Source organism: Nocardia sp. NPDC058499 (assembly GCF_042719915.1).
Taxonomy (GTDB): Bacteria; Actinomycetota; Actinomycetes; order Mycobacteriales; family Mycobacteriaceae; genus Nocardia.
In genome coordinates this window covers 585,489-606,036 of record NZ_JBHXMZ010000003.1, presented here as the reverse complement: position 1 = coordinate 606,036, position 20,548 = coordinate 585,489, and the positions used below count along the sequence as shown (strand labels likewise).

At 67.1% G+C, this 20,548-nt stretch carries 10 protein-coding genes; 9 read left to right on the top strand and 1 reads right to left on the bottom strand.

Annotated elements, in window-relative coordinates; all coding sequences use genetic code 11:
* Positions 1–459 precede the first annotated feature (459 nt).
* From ACFWPH_RS12955 to ACFWPH_RS12920, 8 genes are all read left to right on the top strand, one after another.
* On the top strand, positions 460–1,479 hold the full coding sequence (locus ACFWPH_RS12955; RefSeq protein ID WP_378750427.1) for an alpha/beta hydrolase: 1,020 nt from the start codon (positions 460–462) through the stop codon (positions 1,477–1,479).
* A gap of 176 nt (positions 1,480–1,655) precedes the next feature.
* Positions 1,656–3,512: an alpha/beta hydrolase-fold protein gene (locus ACFWPH_RS12950; RefSeq protein WP_378750425.1), complete on the top strand. Its 1,857-nt coding sequence runs from the start codon at positions 1,656–1,658 to the stop codon at positions 3,510–3,512.
* Between the two features lie 366 nt (positions 3,513–3,878).
* Positions 3,879–4,412, top strand: a complete 534-nt coding sequence (locus ACFWPH_RS12945; protein WP_280415178.1) for a DUF732 domain-containing protein — start codon at positions 3,879–3,881, stop codon at positions 4,410–4,412.
* Between the two features lie 9 nt (positions 4,413–4,421).
* Entirely contained in the window at positions 4,422–5,414 is a 993-nt protein-coding gene (locus tag ACFWPH_RS12940) for a cutinase family protein (RefSeq protein WP_378750423.1), read from the top strand.
* Positions 5,415–5,850: 436 nt separating this feature from the next.
* Positions 5,851–6,870, top strand: a complete 1,020-nt coding sequence (locus ACFWPH_RS12935) for an LLM class F420-dependent oxidoreductase (protein ID WP_033243840.1) — start codon at positions 5,851–5,853, stop codon at positions 6,868–6,870.
* Positions 6,871–7,057: 187 nt separating this feature from the next.
* Positions 7,058–8,968, top strand: coding sequence for a long-chain-fatty-acid--AMP ligase FadD32 (fadD32, locus tag ACFWPH_RS12930; protein WP_378750420.1), 1,911 nt, complete (start codon positions 7,058–7,060; stop codon positions 8,966–8,968).
* Positions 8,969–9,274: 306 nt separating this feature from the next.
* Positions 9,275–14,752 carry a polyketide synthase Pks13 gene (gene pks13 / locus ACFWPH_RS12925; protein ID WP_378750418.1) on the top strand — a complete coding sequence of 1,826 codons (5,478 nt, stop codon included), beginning with the start codon at positions 9,275–9,277 and terminating at the stop codon, positions 14,750–14,752.
* Positions 14,749–16,293: an acyl-CoA carboxylase subunit beta gene (locus ACFWPH_RS12920; RefSeq protein WP_378750416.1), complete on the top strand. Its 1,545-nt coding sequence runs from the start codon at positions 14,749–14,751 to the stop codon at positions 16,291–16,293. Before pks13 ends, ACFWPH_RS12920 begins: the two co-directional genes overlap by 4 nt.
* 68 nt (positions 16,294–16,361) lie before the next feature.
* Here the strand turns inward: ACFWPH_RS12920 and ACFWPH_RS12915 are convergent, their stop codons facing one another.
* Positions 16,362–16,862 carry a peptidylprolyl isomerase gene (locus tag ACFWPH_RS12915; RefSeq protein ID WP_378750414.1) on the bottom strand — a complete coding sequence of 167 codons (501 nt, stop codon included), beginning with the start codon at positions 16,860–16,862 and terminating at the stop codon, positions 16,362–16,364.
* Between the two features lie 193 nt (positions 16,863–17,055).
* On the opposite strand from ACFWPH_RS12915, the gene ACFWPH_RS12910 reads away from it, so the two are divergent.
* Positions 17,056–20,373, top strand: a complete 3,318-nt coding sequence (locus ACFWPH_RS12910) for an arabinosyltransferase domain-containing protein (RefSeq protein WP_378750412.1) — start codon at positions 17,056–17,058, stop codon at positions 20,371–20,373.
* Positions 20,374–20,548 lie beyond the last annotated feature (175 nt).

The window sequence follows — 20,548 nt, the reverse complement described above, 5'->3', positions numbered from 1 at the left end:
TTTGCAGAAAGAGGGGGGAGAGCGGGGGGGGGGGGGGAGAAGACACTCCCAAAAAAAGACGGGTGGTTTCCCCCCGGCGGGGTTCCTCGCTGCCCCCCCCACTGCTGTCGATGGGAATTCGCCCATGGTTCGTATTCCGTTACACAACCCCGGTCAGAGCGCGATTTCGATAACGGAGGAATATCGCGGCCCACCGAGACATCAACGCCTCGGCAAGGTATCGTCACGGGGCGATCACAACGTTCTCGCGGCGGATTTCGGCCATCCGATCAGCACGGCCTTGCTTGGGCTCGATGAGGTCGAATAAGGTCCAGCGAGCGCATCTGTGACCAGATCGTTGTAGCGCTGTCGGCCGATGGTTGGTCGGGACCGGCCGCCGGCGCCGCCGAGGAGAAACGGGGGTGTTGTCCGCGCAGCGGTGGCGTACAACACCACAACAGCAGAAAGAGAGCAGAATTCATGCGTTTCGGCAGGGCAGCCGGCCCGAAGAGAAGTATAGGGCGGTCACGGGCACCTCGCGGTTGGCGTAACCGGATTCTGGCAATCGGTGCGGCGGTATTCGCGCTACCGGTCGCTGCGGGTATCGCGGCTCCGACCGCCGTGGCCTCGCCGGCGGCGCCGGTCCACCGGGCCGGCCTGGAGGAACTGATGGTTCCGTCCAGCATGGGCCCCATCAAGGTCCAGGTGCAGTGGGCGGCCCGCGGTGGTAACGCCGGGCTCTACCTGCTCGACGGTCTGCGCGCCCGCGAAGACCGCAATGCCTGGTCCTTCGAGACCAACGCGCTCCAGCAGTTCGCGAACGACAACATCTCGCTGATCATGCCGGTCGGCGGCCAGTCCAGCTTCTATGCCGACTGGTACTCGCCCAGCAACACCAACGGCCAGAAGTTCACCTACAAGTGGGAGACGTTCCTCACCGAGGAACTGCCCGCCTTCCTCGAAGGCCACGGGGTCTCGCGCACCAACAACGCGGTGGCGGGCCTGTCGATGGGTGGCAGCGCGGCGCTGTCGCTGGCCGCCTACCATCGCGACCAGTTCAAGTCGGCCGCCGCCTACTCCGGCTACCTGAACATCTCGGCGCCGGGTATGCGTGAGGCCATCCGGATCGCCATGCTGGACGCGGGTCGGTACAACGTCGACTCGATGGCCGCCCCGTGGAGCCCGCAGTGGCTGCGGATGGACCCGTTCGTCTTCGCACCGCAGCTGCGTGGTCTGCCGATGTACATCTCGGCCGCCAGCGGCCTGCCGGGCCCGCACGACAAGCCGGCCTCCGCGATCGGCGCGTTCAACACCGGTAACGCCATGGCACTGGAAGCGTTGTCGCTGGTCAACACCCGGGCCTTCCAGGCGCGGCTGAAGAGCCTGGGTATCGACGCCCACTTCGATTTCCCGAACGTCGGCACCCACTCCTGGAAGTACTGGGAGAGCCAGCTCTTCGCTTCCCGCAAGATGTTCCTGGATTCCACCAACGGCTGGTGAGTAGAACGACACGCTGATCGGTTGCCGCTGAACCGATAGCACCGCGCAACGGCGCCACCTGCACAGCAATACGAGCAGGTGGCGCCGTTGCTGTTTCCGGGTCGCGACGGTGATCAACTGATTTGCTGTCCGCGCGTCTACCGCGAATCCGCCGGTGACGGCGGTACAAACAGTGTGTGGCAGGGAAGCAACGCGTTAGCGGGGGTTCGACCGGCCGATCCGGTGTACGCGCCCGGCGCGGGCTCGCCGTTGTGGCTGCCGCGCTGGTGTTGCCCTTCGTCGTCGCCCAGGCTCCGGCACCTGCCCAGCCCACCGCGGCCGCCGCACCGGCGACGATCAGCAATATTGTCTGGCATTCCGACCGGCACGTCGCCATCTGGGTGAATTCGCCTGCGATGGGCGCACCCATCCAGGTGCGGTTGCTACTGGCACGGGACTGGAACACTTCGCCCAACGCGAAGTTCCCGGTGCTCTACATGCTCGACGGGTTGCGCGCCACCGACGACAACAGCGGCTGGATCGCCGAAACCGGCGCCGTCGATTTCTTCGCCGACAAGAACGTCACGGCCGTGCTGCCGGTCGGCGGACAGGCCAGTTTCTATTCGGATTGGCTGGAACCCGACAACGGCAAGAACTACAAGTGGGAAACCTTTCTCACCAAGGAACTCCCGCCCCTGCTGGAAAGTCAATGGCGCGCCACCGATACCCGCGGAATAGCCGGGCTCTCCATGGGCGGCACCGCCGCCATGTTCCTGTCCGCCCGCAACAGCGATTTCGCGAAATTCGCCGCCTCCTACTCCGGTTTCCTCACCACCACGAGTACGGGTATGCCGCAGGCCATCCGGCTCGCCATGATCGACGCCGGCGGATTCGACGCCGCGGCGATGTGGGGCCCGCCCGGCAGCCCGCTTTGGGAGGAACACGATCCGGTGTACCTCGCCGACCGCCTGAAAGGTAAATCCCTCTACATATCCAGCGGAACCGGCGCCTCCGGGAAACACGACGAGGGATCCGAGATCCCGGGAGTCACGCCGAATATGTTCGGGATGGGCCTGGAGACCCTATCGCTGATCACCTCCCAGAATTTCGTCTCGAAGCTGCACGAACTACGCATCCCGGCAACCGTCAACTACCGTTCCGCCGGTACCCACACCTGGCCGTACTGGGATTTCGAATTGCGCCAGTCCTGGCCCCAGGCCGCCGCCGCACTCGGGGTGCCCGCCGCGAAACCGGAATGCGCTGTCGGGGGTGCCATCGCCGCTGTGGCGGCCGGAAACGGCTGGCTCGGTACCTGCCTCACCGGCGAATACCGGGTGCCCGGCGGCGTGGCGCAGGATTTCCTGCACGGCCGGGTCTTCTTCACCCCCGAGGCGGGCGCGCACCCGGTCGCCGGCCGTATCGGCGGTGGCTATCAGGCCGCGGCCGGACCGCACGGTGCGCTCGGCCTGCCGATCGGCGGGGAGACACCGCTGCCGGACGGCCGGGGCCGCTACCAGCCGTTCCAACACGGATCGCTGTACTGGACACCGGAAACCGGTGCGCAGATGGTGCGCGGGGCGATCCTGGCCGAATGGGGGCGCCAGGGCTTTGAGGGCGGACCGGCGAAATACCCGGTGGGGCCGGAGGTGCAGACACCGCATCGCGACGGCGCGGTGCAACCCTTCGAAGGTGGCCCGTTCTATTTCAGTCCCGCCACCGGGGCCCACCGGGTGGAGGGCCTCATCCTCGGCAAATACGCCGGACTGGGCTTCGAGAACAGTTGGCTCGGCTTCCCGGTGGCTCCCGAACTTCCGCTGAAGGATTTCGGCAGGTTCAGCGGTTTCGAGGGCGGCAACATCTACTGGAGCCCGCTCTCGGGTGCCTGGGCGGTCCGCAACGGCCCGATCATGGACGCCTGGCGGGAGGCGGGGTTCGAGAACGGCCGCCTGGGCTTCCCGATCAGTGACGAATTCGCCATCCCGGGCGGGGTGCAGCAGAATTTCCAGCACGGTGCGATCACTGTCCGGGACAATCGTGCCGAAGTGCTGTATTAATGGCGCCGCCTCCGGCGTCGCAGGGTTCGGGGCCCCTGAGGTCTCGTTCTTCACTCCTCCGCTCCTCCGCTTCGCTCCCCCGCTCCGTCGCTCCAGAACGAGACGGGCCCCGAACCTTCGCGGTCGGCAAACCAAGGATGGGTTGCACGGTGATGCACTTTTCGGGCCGTCTACCCACGCGCGGGCAGAGCATCGACAGCGCCGCGCAGCGTTGATCTGGGTTCTGGTATTACCCTCGGAGGGCGCGGCCCGCGACTACTGCGGCGGGCCCTGACGTAACCCGACGGTCAAACCAGTGGTTCGGGGTGCTCGACAGGGTGCCGTGAACCAGCGCGCAACGGCGCGCCGGAACACAGGATGGAATGTATGTATCGGACCCGAGGCACGATGCTCGGTGTGGTGGCGGCCGTGGCGGCTGCCGGACTGCTCGCCGGCTGCGGCGACGAGGAATCGACCGCGACCAGCACCCCGACGCTGTCGACCCCGGCCGCCGCATCGTCCGAGAGCTCCGCGCCGGCTCCGGCGCCCGCGCCGGAGGAACAGACCCCCGCGCCCGAGCCTCCGGCTTCGGAGGAGAGCGCTCCGGAGGCGCCCCCGGAGGAAATGGAGCGTCCCGCGCCGGTGGAGCCCCAGGAACCCGCGGCAGCGGAGCTCGGACCCAAGGAACAGACCTACATCGATGAGCTGGCGAAACAGGGTGTGACCCCGTCGACCCCGGATACCGCGCTGAGTATCGGCTCCTATGTGTGCAGTCAGGTGGCTCAGGGCACCCCGGATCCCGCCATGCTCACCTGGGTGACCGCGATGGCCGGTGCGGATGCGGCATTCGATCCCGCGAAGATGCCGGTCGAGCAGGCGGGACAGATCTACATCAATACCGCGAAAGCGCACTACTGCTAGTGGCTGCCGATGAGTAGGGGACGTTCCGGAGCCGGTCGGTCGCGGTCGGCGGGCTGCCTGACGCTGCTCGCGCTGGGTGTGGCCGGGCTCGTCATCGTGATATTGCTCTGGTACCTGCTGGCCGGGTGCCTGCGGGAACCGCCGCCCGGGCCCGGCCCGGGTCCGGGCCCGGAAGAACCGACCAGTCAGCCGGCGAGCTGCCCGGACGTGCAGATGATTTCGGTGCCGGGTACCTGGGAGTCCAGTAGTACCGACGACCCCTACAACCCGTCGGCCAACCCGGCTTCGCTGATGCTGAACATCAGCGATCCGGTGCGGGAACAGTTCCCGGCCGAACGAGTCGACGTGTACACGGTTCCCTACGTCGCACAGTTCTCCAATCCGGTGGCGTTTCCGCCGGACGGGCAGGCCTCCTACAACGTCTCGCGTACCGAGGGCACGCGGCGGACATTCGATTTCCTGACCCAGCGTCACGAGGAATGCCCGCTCACCACGTATGTGCTGGCCGGGTTCTCGCAGGGCGCGGTCATTGCCGGGGATATCGCCGAGCAGATCGGTAAGGGCAACGGCCCGGTGCCGGCGGACCGGGTACTCGGGGTGACCCTGATCGCCGACGGCCGCCGATCCGGTGAACCGGGGCCGGGGCAACCGATCCAGGTGGGCAACCCGCCGCCCGGTATCGGCGCGGAGGTCGCGCTGGCCGGTTTGAGCGTGCCGGGGATCACGATGACGGGTGCGCGTGAGGGAGGTTTCGGTGAAATCGCCGACCGGGTGTACACGATCTGCGCCCCCGGCGACCTGATCTGCGACGCACCGCGTAACGCGCTCAGTCCCGCCAATATCGTCGGCAGCCTGGGCACACTCACGGCCGCCGTCGGAAACCCTGTGCACAGCCTCTATCACAACTTCGTGGTGGAGCCCGACGGCACCACAGCCACCCAGTGGGCCGCCGACTGGGCTGTCGGCCTGGTCGATGCTGCGCCGCAACCGCCGCATTCATGAGTGATCGCCCGGTCGGGCGGCGTTGCGGCGGCGCGGGTGGCAGCAGGGGCCACCCTGGGCACAGCATGTATTCGAACAATGCCGGGCAGGTTGCGTCCGGCAACCGTGGTCGCGCGTTCGCGCCCGCCTGCGCCGGGAACGGTGCGGGAAACCCACGGAAAAGCGGCGCGGTTCCGCGGCGACTGCGCCGACAGCGAATAGGTGTCGGCGGCCCAGACACCGGGCGCGGACCGTTCGGCTCGAGTAGGCCAAATTGTCCCTGGTGAGCCGCTGTCGCGGCGGTGTGGCGAGGTATGGGCGGCGTGTTGTGACAATTCACCGCACGCAGCGTGTTCCTTCCCCCGCAGCACGCTGTAAAGTGCGCTGGTGATCGCGCGTCCCGGCCCTGCGCCGGCCGGGATACGCAGTGACTTCCGATATCCAGGAGCATGAGTTCATGACAGAAGCCGCCGCACCGGTGGATGAGTTGAGCGCGCTGGGCACTCCGTTGCGAAAGTTCCGCTTCGCCGCCGCCGGCGAGGGGAACAAGCAGGAAGGTGGCGCCCGCAAGTTCATCCAGACGGCGCAGCAGGCCGAGGAGTACGGCTACGACACGTTCGTGGTGCCGGATCATCTCGGTGACCAGATCGGTCCGATCGCCGCCCTCGGCGCGCTGTCCCAGGCCACCGACAAGATCCGCCTCGGCACCTCGGTGCTGGCCAACGGCTTCCGGCACCCGGTGGTGCTGGCCAAGGACCTCGCCACCATCGACGTGCTGTCGAAGGGCCGGCTCGAGGTGGGCATCGGGGCCGGTTGGAAGGCCGACGAATTCGCCGCCGCCGGGCTGGACTACGACCGCCCCGGGATCCGGCTGGCCAAACTGGACGAAACGCTGACCATCCTCGATGTGCTGCTGCGTGGGCAGGAATGCACCTTCGAGGGCAAGTACTACCAGGTTCGCGGCATCAAGGGGACGCCACGGCCGCGGCAGGGCCCGCGTCCGCCGCTGTGCACCGGTGGTGGTGGGCCGCGCATGCTGAAGCTGGCCGCCAAACACGCCGATATCATCTCGGTGGTACCGGTCACCACGCCGAAAGGCCAGGGCCTGCTGTCCAGCATCACCCTCGAAAAGACCATCGAGAAGGTGGAGTTGATCAAGGAAGCCGCCGGGGAACGGTTCTCCCAGATCGAGCTGAACTGGGCCGTTACCGCGATCGTCATCACCGACGACCGGGAGAAAATGGCGGAAATGGCCCTTGCGGCCCTGGACCGCGGACAGCTTCCCGACCTCGAGGTGGATACCCAGCTCACAGTCGAGGACATCCTGAACTCCCCGTATGTGGCCATCGGTACGTTCGAGGAGATCGCCGACCAGATGCGGCGGGTGCGCCAACTCACGGGCATGTCCTATATAGGCATCTACCCGACCCAGATGGACGCTTTCGCGCCGGTGATTCCCTTGCTCCGGGAGGAGTGAGAGGCTCATGTCTCTGTAACATGACTCTGGTTTGAGAACATCTAGCCGATAGCGGTCACCGCGCAGACCGCACACCGAACCCGCGGGAAAAGTTCTCGGATGAGAGCACCGCGGCGAAAGCGAGTCGGGGCCACACAGTAAATAACGGTCATCGTGCCGTTGCGGCGTGCGCCTCGGAGGAGAAGGAATGGACGAGACTTTCGACGACTACCTGGACGAGAACGGGAACATCACCATTCCCGATGATCGCACCCTGGTCGACCACGTCGAGAAGCACACCCGCAACGACGCGAACACCTTGGCGTACCGCTACATCGACTATTCGCGCGAACGCGATGGTGAGGTACACGAGCTGACGTGGCAACAGTTCGGGGTCCGGCTGCGCGCGGTGGCCGGTCGACTGCAGCAGGTCACCAAACCCGGTGACCGGGTGGCGGTACTCGCACCGCAGGGCCTGGACTACGTGATCTCCTTCTTCGCCGCCATCTACGCGGGCGCGATCGCCGTACCGCTGTTCGATCCCGACGAGCCCGGTCATACCGACCGGTTGCACGCGGTGCTCGGCGACTGCGAACCGTCGGCCATCCTCACCGCCGGCTCGTCCGCGGCCGGAGTGCGCCAGTTCTTCCGTTCGCTGCCTGCGGCGCAGCGCCCGCGCATCATCGCCGTCGACGCGATTCCCGACAGTGTCGGGGAGAGCTGGGTGCGGCCGGATATCGCGGTGGACGATATCGCCTACCTGCAGTACACCTCGGGTTCCACCCGTACCCCGGCCGGTGTGGAGATCACCCACCGCGCCGTGGGCACCAACCTGCTGCAGATGGTCGACGCCATCAACCTGGACTGGAACTCGCGCGGTGTCACCTGGCTGCCGCTGTTCCACGATATGGGCCTACTGACTGTGATCCTGCCCGCCGTGGGCGGCAAGTTCATCACCATCATGTCGCCGGCCTCGTTCGTGCGGCGGCCGTACCGCTGGATCAAGGAGCTCGCCGCCGCCTCCGACGGCGCGGGCACCTTCGCCGCGGCCCCGAACTTCGCGTTCGAACATGCCGCCGTGCGCGGGCTGCCGAAGAACGGTGAATCGCTGGACCTGTCCAATGTGATCGGCCTGATCAACGGCAGCGAACCGGTGACCACCTCGTCGATGAAGAAGTTCAACGAGGCATTCGCCCCGTACGGCCTGCCGAAGACGGCCATCAAACCCTGCTACGGCATGGCCGAGGCCACCCTGTTCGTCTCGGCCACCAAGGCGGAGGACGAGGCGAAGGTCACCTATGTCGACCGCGCCGAGCTGAACGCCGGCCGGATGGTGAAGGTCGAACCGGGCTCGGATAATGCGATCGCCCAGGTCAGCTGCGGTTATATCGCCCGCTCGCAGTGGGCCGTGATCGTGGACCCGGAATCGGTCGACGGTACGCCACGCGAACAGCCCGACGGGCATGTCGGCGAGATCTGGCTGCACGGCAACAACATGGGGATCGGGTACTGGGGTCGCGAGAACGAGACGAATGCGACCTTCCGGAACAAGGTCACCGAGCGCCTGCCCGAAGGCAGCCACGCCGAGGGCAGTGCCGCCGATGCGAACTGGATGCGCACCGGCGACTACGGCGTGTACTTCGACGGTGAGCTCTACATCACCGGCCGGGTGAAGGACCTGGTGATCGTGGACGGCCGCAACCACTACCCGCAGGACCTGGAATTCTCCGCGCAGGAAGCGAGCAACGCCCTGCGGCCCGGGTTCGTGGCGGCATTCTCGGTCCCGGCCAATCAGCTCCCCGCCGAGGTTTTCGCGCAGGGCAGCCACTCGGGTCTGAAATTCGACGCCGACGACGCCTCCGAACAACTGGTCGTCGTCGCCGAGCGCGGCCCCGGCGCCGGTAAGGCCGATCCGATGCCGATCGCGGACGCGGTCCGGGCGGCGATCTCCCAGCGCCACGGTGTCACGGTGCGCGACCTACTGCTGGTACCCGCGGGCTCGATCCCGCGCACCTCCAGCGGGAAGATCGCGCGACGCGCCTGCAAGGCGGCGTATATCGAGGGCACGCTGCGTGGTGGTTACACGCAGCAGGCGTTCCCCGATGCACCTGAGGAATGAGCCCGGTCGACGCGGTGGCGCAGCGTCCGGGATGATAGGCGGCTGAGCGTAGTGCCGGAGGAGGTAACGCAGCGTGATCACGCATACGCGGCGGAACCAGCCCACCGGCGCGGCGGCCGAGCGCCGTATCGCGCGGTGTTCACCTGCATCGGCGCAGGTGGGAGGCCGAACGAAACCCAGCGGCCCGTGTCGTGCGCCGGAGGTGGTGGCATCGTGACCACCGCGGCGCCGGCGGTTGCCGTCCACCCATCCCTGCGATGCAGGCTGTTGCCAGGCACCGCATACAGACAGGTAGCTTGAGGACTGATGGCTGATAACGAGGGCACGTCGCCGGATACGACCGAGAACCTTCCCGTCGAGCAGGAGGGCGATACCGCCGGGACGAGCGCGGCGGCCGGGTCCGAGACCGCGAAATCCGAGATATCGGTGGCGGAACTACGAGAGTGGTTGCGGCGCTGGGTGGCCGAGGCCACCGGCCAGTCGGTCGACAAGATCACCGTCGACCGGCCGATGGAGGAGTTCGGGCTCGCCTCGCGGGATGCGCTGGCCCTCGGCGGCGAAATCGAGGACCTCACCGGTGTGATACTCGATCCCACCATCATCTATCAGCATCCGACGATCGCCTCGCTGGCCGAGGTGATCGTCAACGGGCCACCGGAGAGCACGCTCGAGGTTCCCGACGACCAGTTCTATACCGCCGGGCTCGCACCGGGGGGAGCGCACGATATCGCGATCGTGGGACTGTCGACCCGGTTGCCGGGTGCGGGCGACACCCCGGAATCGACCTGGGAATTCCTGATGAACGGCGGCGACGCCATCCGCGACCTCCCCGAGGGACGCTGGGCGGAATTCCTGAGCGAACCGCAGTTCGCGCAGGCCGTGGAGGAGGGCAATACCCGCGGCGGCTACCTGGACCAGAACGTCGTCACCGATTTCGACGCCGAGTTCTTCGCCATGTCGCCGATCGAGGTCGAGCGGATCGACCCGCAGCAGCGGCTGATGATGGAACTCACCTGGGAAGCGCTGGAGCACGCGCATATCCCGGCCAGTGATCTGCGCGGGGAATCGGTCGGTGTGTACATCGGGACCTCGACCAGCGATTTCCAGCTGCTCGCCGCCATGAGCCTGGGTGACACGGATCCGAACGTTCCGGCCTCGGCCGAGGCGTACAAGATCATGGGAAGCGCGAACAGCATCATTCCCAACCGCGTCTCCTATTTCTTCGATTTCCGCGGCCCGTCCGTGGCGGTGGATACCGCGTGCTCGTCGACGCTGGTAGCCGTACACCAGGCCGTCCAGGCGCTGCGGGCCGGCGATGCCGATGTGGCCCTTGCCGGTGGGGTCAACATGATGCTTGCGCCCATGGTCACGCTGGGATTCGACCAGGCCGGCGCGGTCGCAAAGGACGGCCGGATCAAGGCCTTCTCCGCCGATGCCGACGGTATGGTGCGGTCCGAGGGAGCCGGGCTGGTCGTGCTGAAACGCCTGGCCGATGCCGAACGTGACGGCGACAACATTCTGGCTGTAGTCAAGGGGTCGGCGGTCAACAGCGACGGGCGGTCCAACGGCCTGCCCGCGCCCAATCCCGAGGCTCAGGCAGATGTGCTGCGCCGCGCCTATCGCGACGCCGGGATCGTGCCCTCCACCGTCGACTACATCGAGGCGCATGGCACCGGAACCCCCATCGGTGACCCGATCGAGGCGGCGGCGTTGGGCCGTGTGGTCGGCGCCGGTCGTGCCGCCGATGCGCCCGTCCTGCTGGGATCGGCCAAGACCAACTTCGGGCACCTGGAATCCGCGGCCGGCGTGGCAAGCCTGGCCAAGGTGCTCATGGCGTTCCGTAACGATGTCGTGCCCGCCAATATCAACTACTCCGCGCCGAGCCCGTACATCCCGTTCGAGCAGGCGCGGCTGAAGGTCGTCGACGAACCGACCCCGTTCCCGCGCTACAGCGGCATCGCCACGGTGGGTATCTCCGGTTTCGGCTTCGGCGGGGCCAACGCGCACGTGGTGGTCCAGGAGTACGTCGCCCCGGTCGCCGCGGCCGAAGAACCGGGCGACAGCACGCCGGAGACCGCCGGACTCGACGTGGAGACCACCGATGTGGTGACAGAGGCGGAAGCGGTTACCGCGGAGGCCGCGCCCGACCCCGAATGGTCGGCCGATCGCGCCGAACCGCTGCCGGTGATCCTGGCCGTTTCCGCCTATCTGCCCTCGCGTCGTCGCCGCGCCGCCGCCGATCTGGCCGATTGGCTGGAAAGCGAAGCGGGGCAGCGGACTCCGCTGGCGGATGTGGCGCGGGCGCTGGCCAAGCGCAGTCACTGGCGGTCCCGCGGCGTCGTGCTGGCCAAGGATCACGCCGAGGCCGTGGCCGGGTTGCGCGCGATCGCCGCGGGTAAGCCGGGGGCCGGGGTGTTCACCGCGGACGCGCCCGCGCCCGAGGGGCCGATGTGGGTGATGGCCGGTTTCGGTGCTCAGCACCGGAAGATGGGTAAACAGCTCTACCAAGAGAATTCGATATTCCGCCGCACCGTCGACGAGGTCGACGAACTCGTCGAGGACGAGGCCGGCTATTCGGTGCGCGAGCTGATGCTCGACGATGCCCAGGACTGGGATATCGGCACCTCGCAGGTCGGTACGTTCACCATCCAGATCGGACTCGCCGCGCTGCTGCGGGCGCATGGAGCCGAACCCACTGCGATCGTCGGCCACTCCCAGGGGGAGGTGGCCGGTGCGTATATCAGCGGCGGGCTGCCGCTGGAGGACGCGGTGCGGGTGATCTGCGCGCGTTCCCGCCTGATGCGTGAGGGCGAGCAGATGCTCACCGACGACGACGTCCGCAATATGGCGCTGGTGGAGTTGAGCGCCGAGGATGTTGCCGCCATGCTGCCCGACTACCCGGATATCGAGGTCGCGGTGTACGCGGCGCCGACCAACACCGTGATCGGTGGCCCGGTGGATCAGGTCGCGGCGATTGTCGCGAAGGTCGAGGAAGCCGGGAAATTCGCCCGCGTACTGCAGACCAAGGGCGCCGGGCACACCTCGCAGATGGATCCGCTGCTCGGTGAACTCGCCGCCGAACTGGCCGGGCTCGAGCCGACGAAACCGACGGTCGGGCTGTACTCCACGGTCGACAAGGAGCAGTACTACGCGCCCGGTCACGACCCGGTGCACACCGAGGCCTACTGGGTGAAGAACATGCGCCACAGCGTGTACTTCACCAATGCGGTGAAGCGCGCGGTCGATGCCGGGGTCACGACGTTCCTGGAACTGGCCCCGAACTCGGTGGCGCTCATGCAGGTACTCGGCACCACCTTCGCCGCCGGCCTGCACGACGCCCAGCTCATCCCGACGCTCAAACGCAAAGAAGACGAATCCGCCGCGGTGATCACGGCGCTGGCACAGCTGTACGTGCACGGCCACTCGGTGGATCTGGCGTCGCTGGTACCGGCCGGGCCCTACGCCGATATCCCGCGTACCGCGTTCGTCCGTAAGCACTACTGGCCCAAGGTGAGCCCGCTGTCCACCGGCGGCAGCGCGCGGGTGCCGGGCGCCTCGGTGGCGCTGCCGGACGGCCGACATGTCTGGGAGGTGCAGGCCGCGGCGGTGGACGAACTGCCGGCGCTGGTAGGCGCGGCGGCCGCGCAGGTACTGGCCGATGTGAAAGTGGGTGCCAGTATCGCCCACGCACCGCTGCCCGCGACCGGGACGCTGACCACCACCCTCACCCCACACCCCGGCGGCGCGTCCGTACAGGTGCATGCCCGCGAAGGTGCGCAGTTCCGGCTGCTGTACGACGCGGTGATCACCTCCGGTGCGGCTCAGGCGTTCCCGGCCCCGGCCGAATCGGCGGCAGTTGCCCCGGCGGTCACGCCGGCACCCGAGGTCCTGGACGCGGTGGATACGGCCGGCTTCGGCGACCGCTGGAACCCGGACAGCGGCCAGACCGTGGAGGAACGGCTGGCGCTCATCGTCGCCGAATCCATGGGTTACGCCGTCGAGGATCTGCCGATGGAGATCCCGCTCATGGAACTCGGCCTCGATTCGCTGATGGCGATGCGGATCAAGAACCGGGTCGAATACGAATTCGATATTCCGCAGCTCCAGGTTTCCGCGGTACGCGATGCCAGCCTGCACGAGGTCGGGAAGGTGCTGCGCTACGCGATCGAGCACCGCGACGAGGTGCGGGAAATGGCGGAGAAGCAGGCCGCCGGGGAATCCGGGGCGCTCAATGTGGACGACAACTTCGTCGAAGCGGCGAAGGCGGCCATGGAGTCGGGGCAGGATCCGGTCGCGGCCTTGAACCAGGCATCGGGCGGTAGTACAGCCACCGAACCGGCTGCCGACAGCACCGCCGAGGCAATCTCCGGCACAACTTCCCCCGAGCCGGCAACCGATAGCCCCGCCGCGGGTACGAAATCTGCGATAGCCGCAGACGATTCGAGTGCCGGCACCGCGTCCGGGACCACGGATTCCGGTGTGATCCCGAACGGCGCGAAACCTGGTGGTCGTGCCGCCACGAACCAGGCTCCCGGTGCCCCCACCAATGGTTCGAAAGCCGGTGACACCGAGGCGGAATCGGCACGCAGTGAGACCCGGCCCACGGCTACACCACAGCCCACGGCTGCACCTGCCCCGGCTGCAGGTGCGGCGGTATTCGGTGGCGGCGCGGCCGGTGCCGCGGATGAGGAGAACGTTCCGCCACGTGACGCTGCGGAACGGCTGACCTACGCCTCCTGGGCCACGATCACCGGCGAATCGGCCGGCGGGATCTTCAACACCTTGCCGATCCTGGACGAAGACACCGCCGAGAAGCTGGCCGAACGCCTCACCGAGCGGGTCGGGGCGGAGATCACCGTCGACGATGTGCTCGATTGCGAAACCATCGAACAGCTCGCCGATATCGTGCGCACGCTGCAGGACAGCGGTGCGGATGTGGACGGGTTCGTCCGGCCGTTGCGCGCACGAACCGAAGGGTCTCAGGCCGTTCCGGTGTTCGTGTTCCATCCGTCCGGCGGTAACACTCTCGTGTACGAACCGCTGTTGAAGCGGTTGCCCGCCGAGACTCCGATGTACGGGTTCGAACGGGTCGAAGGCTCGATCGAAGAGCGTGCCCGGCAGTACATTCCCGAATTGCGGAAGCTTCAGGGCGAGGGCCCCTATGTGCTGTACGGCTGGTCGCTCGGTGCGGTTCTCGCCATGGCGGTCGCGCAGGTGCTGCGCGCCGAGGGCGCCGATGTGCGGGTCGTGGGTTTGATCGATCTCGCCATCCCGAGTGAACCGCAGGACAACAGCTCCGAGGAAAGTCTGCGCCGGATGGAGCGCTACCAGGCCTTCGCGCAGAAGACCTACGGGGTGCAGGGCGAATTGGACCCCGGGCAATTGCGTGAGCTGGCCGATGCCACGCCAGAGGAACAGTTCGAAATGGTGTCGAGCCTGATCAAGATGACCGGGGCGAAGATCCCCGGAGGCGTGATCGAACACCAGCGCACCTCCTGGATCGAGAACCAGGCGTTGCAGCGGGTACAACCCAGCCACTACGAGGGCGATGTAGTGCTCTATCTCGCCGACCGTTACCACGACGGCATGATCGAGCTCGAACCCCGGTTCGCCGAGCGTCAGCCCAACGGCGGCTGGGACGAGTACGTGCCCAACCTGGAGGTCATCCACATCCCCGGCGACCACCTGCAGATCGTCGATGAGCCCAGGATCGGAAAAATAGGCGCGGACCTCACCGCTAAACTCGCCCGGATCGATTCATCGGGTGTGAAAGGGAGCAAGTGAGCACTACCGCCGAAAAACTCGCCGACCTGCGGCAGCGTTTGGAGCTCGCCCAGGAACCGGCGGGCGAGGCCGGCGTGGCGAAGCGGGCGCGCAAGGGTATCCCCAGCGCTCGTGACCGGATCAATATGCTGCTCGACCCCGGGAGCTTCACCGAGATCGGTGCGCTGGTTCGCCGGCCCGGCGACCCGGCCGCGCTGTACGGCGACGGTGTGGTGACCGGGCACGGACTGGTCGACGGCCGCCCGGTGGCGGTGTTTTCCCATGATCAGACCGTCTACGGCGGGTCGGTGGGGGAGATGTTCGGCCGTAAGGTCGCCGCGATCATGGAGTACGCCGCGAAGGTCGGTTGCCCGATGATCGGGATCAACGATTCCGGTGGTGCCCGGGTGCAGGAGGCGGTGTCCTCGCTGGCCTGGTACGCCGAGTTGAGCACCCGGCAGGAGCCGCTGTCGGGGATGGTGCCCACGATTTCGATGATTCTCGGCAACTGCGCCGGTGGTGCGGTGTATTCGCCGATCAACACCGATGTCGTGGTGGCGGTGGAATCCGCGCATATGTTCGTCACCGGTCCGAAGGTGATCCGTGAGGTGACCGGTGAGGATGTGAGCCTGGAAGAGCTGGGTGGTGCGCATGCGCAGGCCCAGTACGGCAATATCCATCACATCGCGAAGGACGAGACCGCCGCGTTCGCCTGGGTGCGCGACTACCTGTCGTATATGCCGACCAGCTGCCAGGAGCAGCCGCCGGTGATCAATCCGGGGCTGGAACCGGAGGTCACCGACAGCGATCGGGAACTGAACTCGATCGTCCCGGATTCCGACAATGCCGGCTACGACATGCACGATGTGCTGCTACGGATGTTCGACGACGGCCACTTCCACGAATACGGCGCGGAAGCCGGGAAGAACATCATCACCGGTTTCGCCCGGGTGGACGGTCGCAGTGTGGGCGTGGTCGCCAATCAGCCGATGGTGTACGCGGGCGCGCTCGACGCCCGCGCCTCGGACAAGGCCTCGCATTTCATCCGGTTGTGCGATGCCTACGAGATTCCGCTGGTGCTCGTGGTCGACACCCCCGGTTTCATGCCGGGTGTGGAACAGGAGAAGATCGGCGTCATCAAACGCGGTGGCCGGTTCCTGTTCGCGTTCGTGGAGGCCACCGTGCCCAAGGTGACCGTGGTCGTCCGCAAGGCCTACGGCGGCGGGTACGCCGTGATGGGGTCCAAACAGTGTGGTGCCGACGTGAACCTCGCCTGGCCCACCGCTCGTATCGCGGTGATGGGCGCGGAGAGCGCGGTGAGCCTGATCGGCGCGAGCCAGATCGCCGCCGCGCCGGAGGACCGGAAAGCGGCCGTCCGCCAGCAATTGGTCGATTTCTACAACGCCACCGTGGCCACGCCGTGGGTGGCGGCCGAACGCGGTTTCATCGATGCGGTGATCGAGCCGGCGCAGACCCGGCTGGAACTGCGCCGCGCGCTACAACTACTGCGCGACAAGACGGTGATCCGCAATCCGCGTAAACACCATCTGCTGCCGCTGTGACGGGCTACGGTTCGGGTCGCGCCGGATACCGGCGCCGGCCCGACCCGAACCGCTGCTAGAACCCGAGTTCAGCCGGCGATGGTCGCGGATTTGATCACCACGTTCTCCGACGGCACATCCTGGTGCATACCCTGCGACGAGGTGGACACCTTCGCGATTTCGTCGACGATATCGGTGCCGTCGGTGACGGCGCCGAACACGGCGTAACCCCAGCCCTGACCCGCCGGCTGGGTGTGATTGAGGAAATCGTTGTCGGCGACATTGATGAAGAACTGCGCCGTCGCCGAATGCGGGTCGTTGGTGCGCGCCATCGCGACCGTGTACTTATCGTTCTTGAGGCCGTTGGCGGCCTCGTTCTGGATCGGCGCCTTGGTCGGCTTCTGCTGCATCTGCGGATCGAAGCCGCCGCCCTGAACCATGAAGCCCGGGATCACGCGATGGAAGATCGTGCCGTCGTAGTGTCCGGACTCGACGTATTCGACGAAGTTGCGGACGGTGTCCGGCGCCTTCGCCTCGTCCAGCTGGAGGCCGATGGTTCCGTAGTTCGTCTCGAGATTCACCTTGGTCATGCCCCTACCTTTCCATTACCGCCGCCATACCCCGCGCATAAGGGGGTGATTTCCGGGCCGATTGTGCCAGCCGCCCCTCTTTACCCCGTTCCGCTACTTTTTATGCCCAGTTCGCCTGAGCGTTTTCGTTTCGGCCGGGTACGCGCCGGGGTATCAGCGGGCCGGGCGCGGCGCGCCCAAGTAGCATGCCAGCGTGCCAGAAGTCGCCACCGCAGTACTGACGAAGACGCCACCGGAACCGGGGCCGGGAGTTACGCCGAGGGATTTCCGGGTGGCGCGTCTCGTCGCGATCGTCACCGGAGTACTCGGTGCGCTCTTCGCGATCGCCACCCCCTTCCTACCGGTCACCCAGACCACGGCGACGCTGAACTGGCCGCAGAACAACAGCCTGGCCAATACGCAGGCCCCGCTGATGTCGCAGGTGCCGCTCGACCTCACCGCGACCATCCCGTGTTCGGCGGTGAACCAGCTGCCGCCCGAGGGTGGCATGCTGCTGGCCACCGCGCCCCCGCAGGGTGACCGGGCGGCGCTGGAGGCGCTGTTCGTGCGGGTCTCGGACACCTCGGTCGATGTGGTGGACCGGAATGCGGTGGTGGCCACCGCCGACCGGGCGGAGATGGCGAACTGCTCGGCCATCACCATCAGCTCCGACAACGAGCGCACCACGGCGGCGTTCGAGGGCCTGGTCGACGAGACCGGCGCTCCCAATGCGGGCCAGCTGCTCGGTGATCTGCGCCCGCAGATGGTGGGCATCTTCACCGATATGACCGGTGATGTCCCGGCCGGTATGACCCTCGAGTCGACCATCGACACCCGGTTCAGCTCGAGTCCCACCTGGATCAAACTCGCCGCCATGATCGCGGCCGTACTGTGCACTGTGCTCGCGCTGGTGGCGCTGGCCCGGCTGGATACCAGCGACGGGCGCGGGCACCGGCGGTTCCTGCCCGCGAACTGGCTCAAACCCACGCTCGCCGACGGCGGGGTGATCGGCACCCTGCTGGTGTGGCATTTCCTCGGCGCCAACACCTCCGACGACGGCTACATCCTGAGCATGGTCCGGGTGGCGCCGGACGCCGGCTATATGGCCAACTACTTCCGCTGGTACGGCGTCCCGGAGGCGCCGTTCGGCTGGTACTACTACGTGATCCAGCTGTTCGCCGAGGTCTCCACGGCCAGCCCGTGGGTCCGGCTGCCCGCCCTGGCCTGCGGAATCCTTTGCTGGATGGTACTCAGCCGCGAGGTGGTGCCGCGGCTGGGCAACGGTCTGCGGGGCGCGCGGGCTCGGGCCTGGTTCGGCAGTGTGCCGCTGTGGACCGGCGGCCTGGTGTTCCTGGCGTTCTGGATGCCCTTCGACAACGGTCTGCGTTCGGAACCGATCGTCGCGCTGGGGGCGCTGCTCACCTGGGTTTCCATCGAACGGGCCATCGCCACAGCGCGACTCCTACCTGCCGCTGTCGCGGTCGTTGTCGCGGCGTTCACGCTGGCCGCGGCCCCGACCGGCCTCATGTGTGTGGCTGCGCTGCTGGCCGGTATCCGGCCGATCACCCGCATCATCGTGAAACGGCACCGTGAGCACGGCACCGCCGCGTTGCTGGCGCCGCTGGCGGCCGCCGGATTCCTGGTGCTCACGGTCGTCTACAGCGATCAGACCTTCGCCGGGATCCAGGAGGCCAACCGCGTCCGGCAGCTGGCCGGCCCGAACCTCGCCTGGTACGAGGACTACCTGCGCTACTACTACCTGTTCGTCGAAACCGTCGACGGGTCGCTGGCGCGCCGCTTCGCGTTCCTGGTCATGCTGCTGTGCCTGTTCACCACCATGCTGGTGCTGCTGCGCCGCCGCCGGGTCCCCGGTATCGCCGTCGGCCCGACCTGGCGGTTGATGGGCGTGGTGATCGGAACGATCTTCTTCATGATGTTCCTCCCGACCAAGTGGACCCACCACTTCGGCGCCTACGCCGGTATCGCGGGTTCGCTGGCGGCGGTGACCGCGGTCGCGGTGTCGGCGGCGGCGCTGCGCGCGCGCAAGAACCGGGCGATCTTCCTGGCCGGTCTGCTGTTCACGCTGGCGCTCGCGTTCTCCGGGATCAACGGCTACTGGTATGTCTCCAGTTACGGGGTCCCGTGGTTCGACAAACGGATCTCGCTGTTCGGTATCTCGTCCAACACCGTGATGCTGGTGCTGTTCGGGCTGTCGTTGTTGCTGGTCGGCTGGCACGTACTGCGGGAGGGTTACGCCAAACCCCCGAAATCCACTCGGACGGTGCGCGGCCGGCGGGTTCGTAAGTTCGCCGCCATCCCGCTGACCCTGGTGGCCGCGGCGATGGTGCTGTTCGAGGTGCTGTCGCTGGCCAAGGGCGCGTACTCGCAGTACCCGGGTTACTCGCTGGCGCGGGGCAATATCGACGCTCTCGCCGGTGAATCCTGCGGGCTCGCCAACGATGTGCTGGTCGAGGTGAACGCCAACGCGGGCCGGTTGAACCCGATCGTCGATCCGGCGAACCCGCCGACCAACCCCGCCGACCCGCTGGCCGGTGTGGACCCGGTCGGCTTCGATCCCAACGGGGTCCCCGACGATCTGTCCGCCGATGCGGTCGAGGTGAAACCGGGTACCGGCAACACCTCCAACCAGTCGGTGGGCGCCTCGTTCGCGGAGGGCCAGAACGCCGGTACCGGTGGTGGTCAAGGCGCGCTCGGCGTCAACGGCTCCACCGTTGCCCTGCCGTTCGGGCTGGACCCGGCCACCACGCCGATCCTCGGCAGCTACCAGGAAGGTGTGCAGCGGCCCGCGCTGGTCACCTCCAGCTGGTACGAAATGCCGCAGCGCTCCCCGGATCATCCGCTGCTGGTCGTCACCGCCGCCGGACGGATCATGTCCTACGACGACAGCGGTGTCATGCAGTACGGCCAGTCGCTCACCGTCGACTACGGGAAACGGCAGCCGGACGGTTCGGTCAGCTATATCGGCACCTACGTGCCGCGCGATATCGGGCCCGCCCCGTCGTGGCGCAACCTGCGTATCCCGCTGGACGAGATCGCCCCCGAAGCCGACGCGGTGCGCATCGTCGCCAACGACCCGATCCTCATCGGCGACCAGTGGCTGGCGTTCACCCCACCTCGGCTGCCCAAACTGGAAACCGCCAACGACTACCTGGGTTCGGAACAGCCGATCCTGCTCGACTGGGCGGTCGGCCTGCAGTTCCCGTGCCAGCGCCCGTTCCGGCACGAGAACGGTGTCGCCGAGGTGCCGAAGTTCCGCGTCCTGCCCGACCGCCCGCTGGCGGTGAGCTCCACCAACACCTGGCAGGCCCAGGAGTTCGGCGGGCCGCTCGGGTTCTCCCAGATGCTGGCGAAATCCACCACCATCCCGACCTATCTGAAGAACGACTGGGGTCGTGACTGGGGCACGCTGGAACGCTACGACCAGTACTACGACGCGGTCCCCGCCCAATTGCAGACCGGCACCGCAACCCGGAGCGGTCTGTGGGATCCGGGGATGCTGCGGGTGTACTGATAGTCGATTCATCGTGGTCAGAACGTGTGTACGAAGGTCCGGACGGGCCGGCTACCTGAGCCCGGCCCGTCCATCGGCCCCGAGGGCGGCCGGGCCCGTCGGCCGGCGCGGTGGGCGCTGGGTGGTTCTCCACTAGGCTGACCGACGGCCAGCAGGTGGACAGGAGCCGGAGGTA

Bases quoted from the DNA above. Each gene is read 5' to 3' on its own strand.
- ACFWPH_RS12955 (WP_378750427.1), top strand. From the start codon at position 460: ATGCGTTTCGGCAGGGCAGCCGGCCCGAAGAGAAGTATAGGGCGGTCA.
- ACFWPH_RS12945 (WP_280415178.1), top strand. From the start codon at position 3,879: ATGTATCGGACCCGAGGCACGATGCTCGGTGTGGTGGCGGCCGTGGCG.
- ACFWPH_RS12940 (WP_378750423.1), top strand. From the start codon at position 4,422: ATGAGTAGGGGACGTTCCGGAGCCGGTCGGTCGCGGTCGGCGGGCTGC.
- ACFWPH_RS12935 (WP_033243840.1), top strand. From the start codon at position 5,851: ATGACAGAAGCCGCCGCACCGGTGGATGAGTTGAGCGCGCTGGGCACT.
- fadD32 (WP_378750420.1), top strand. From the start codon at position 7,058: ATGGACGAGACTTTCGACGACTACCTGGACGAGAACGGGAACATCACC.
- pks13 (WP_378750418.1), top strand. From the start codon at position 9,275: ATGGCTGATAACGAGGGCACGTCGCCGGATACGACCGAGAACCTTCCC.
- ACFWPH_RS12915 (WP_378750414.1), bottom strand. From the start codon at position 16,862: ATGACCAAGGTGAATCTCGAGACGAACTACGGAACCATCGGCCTCCAG.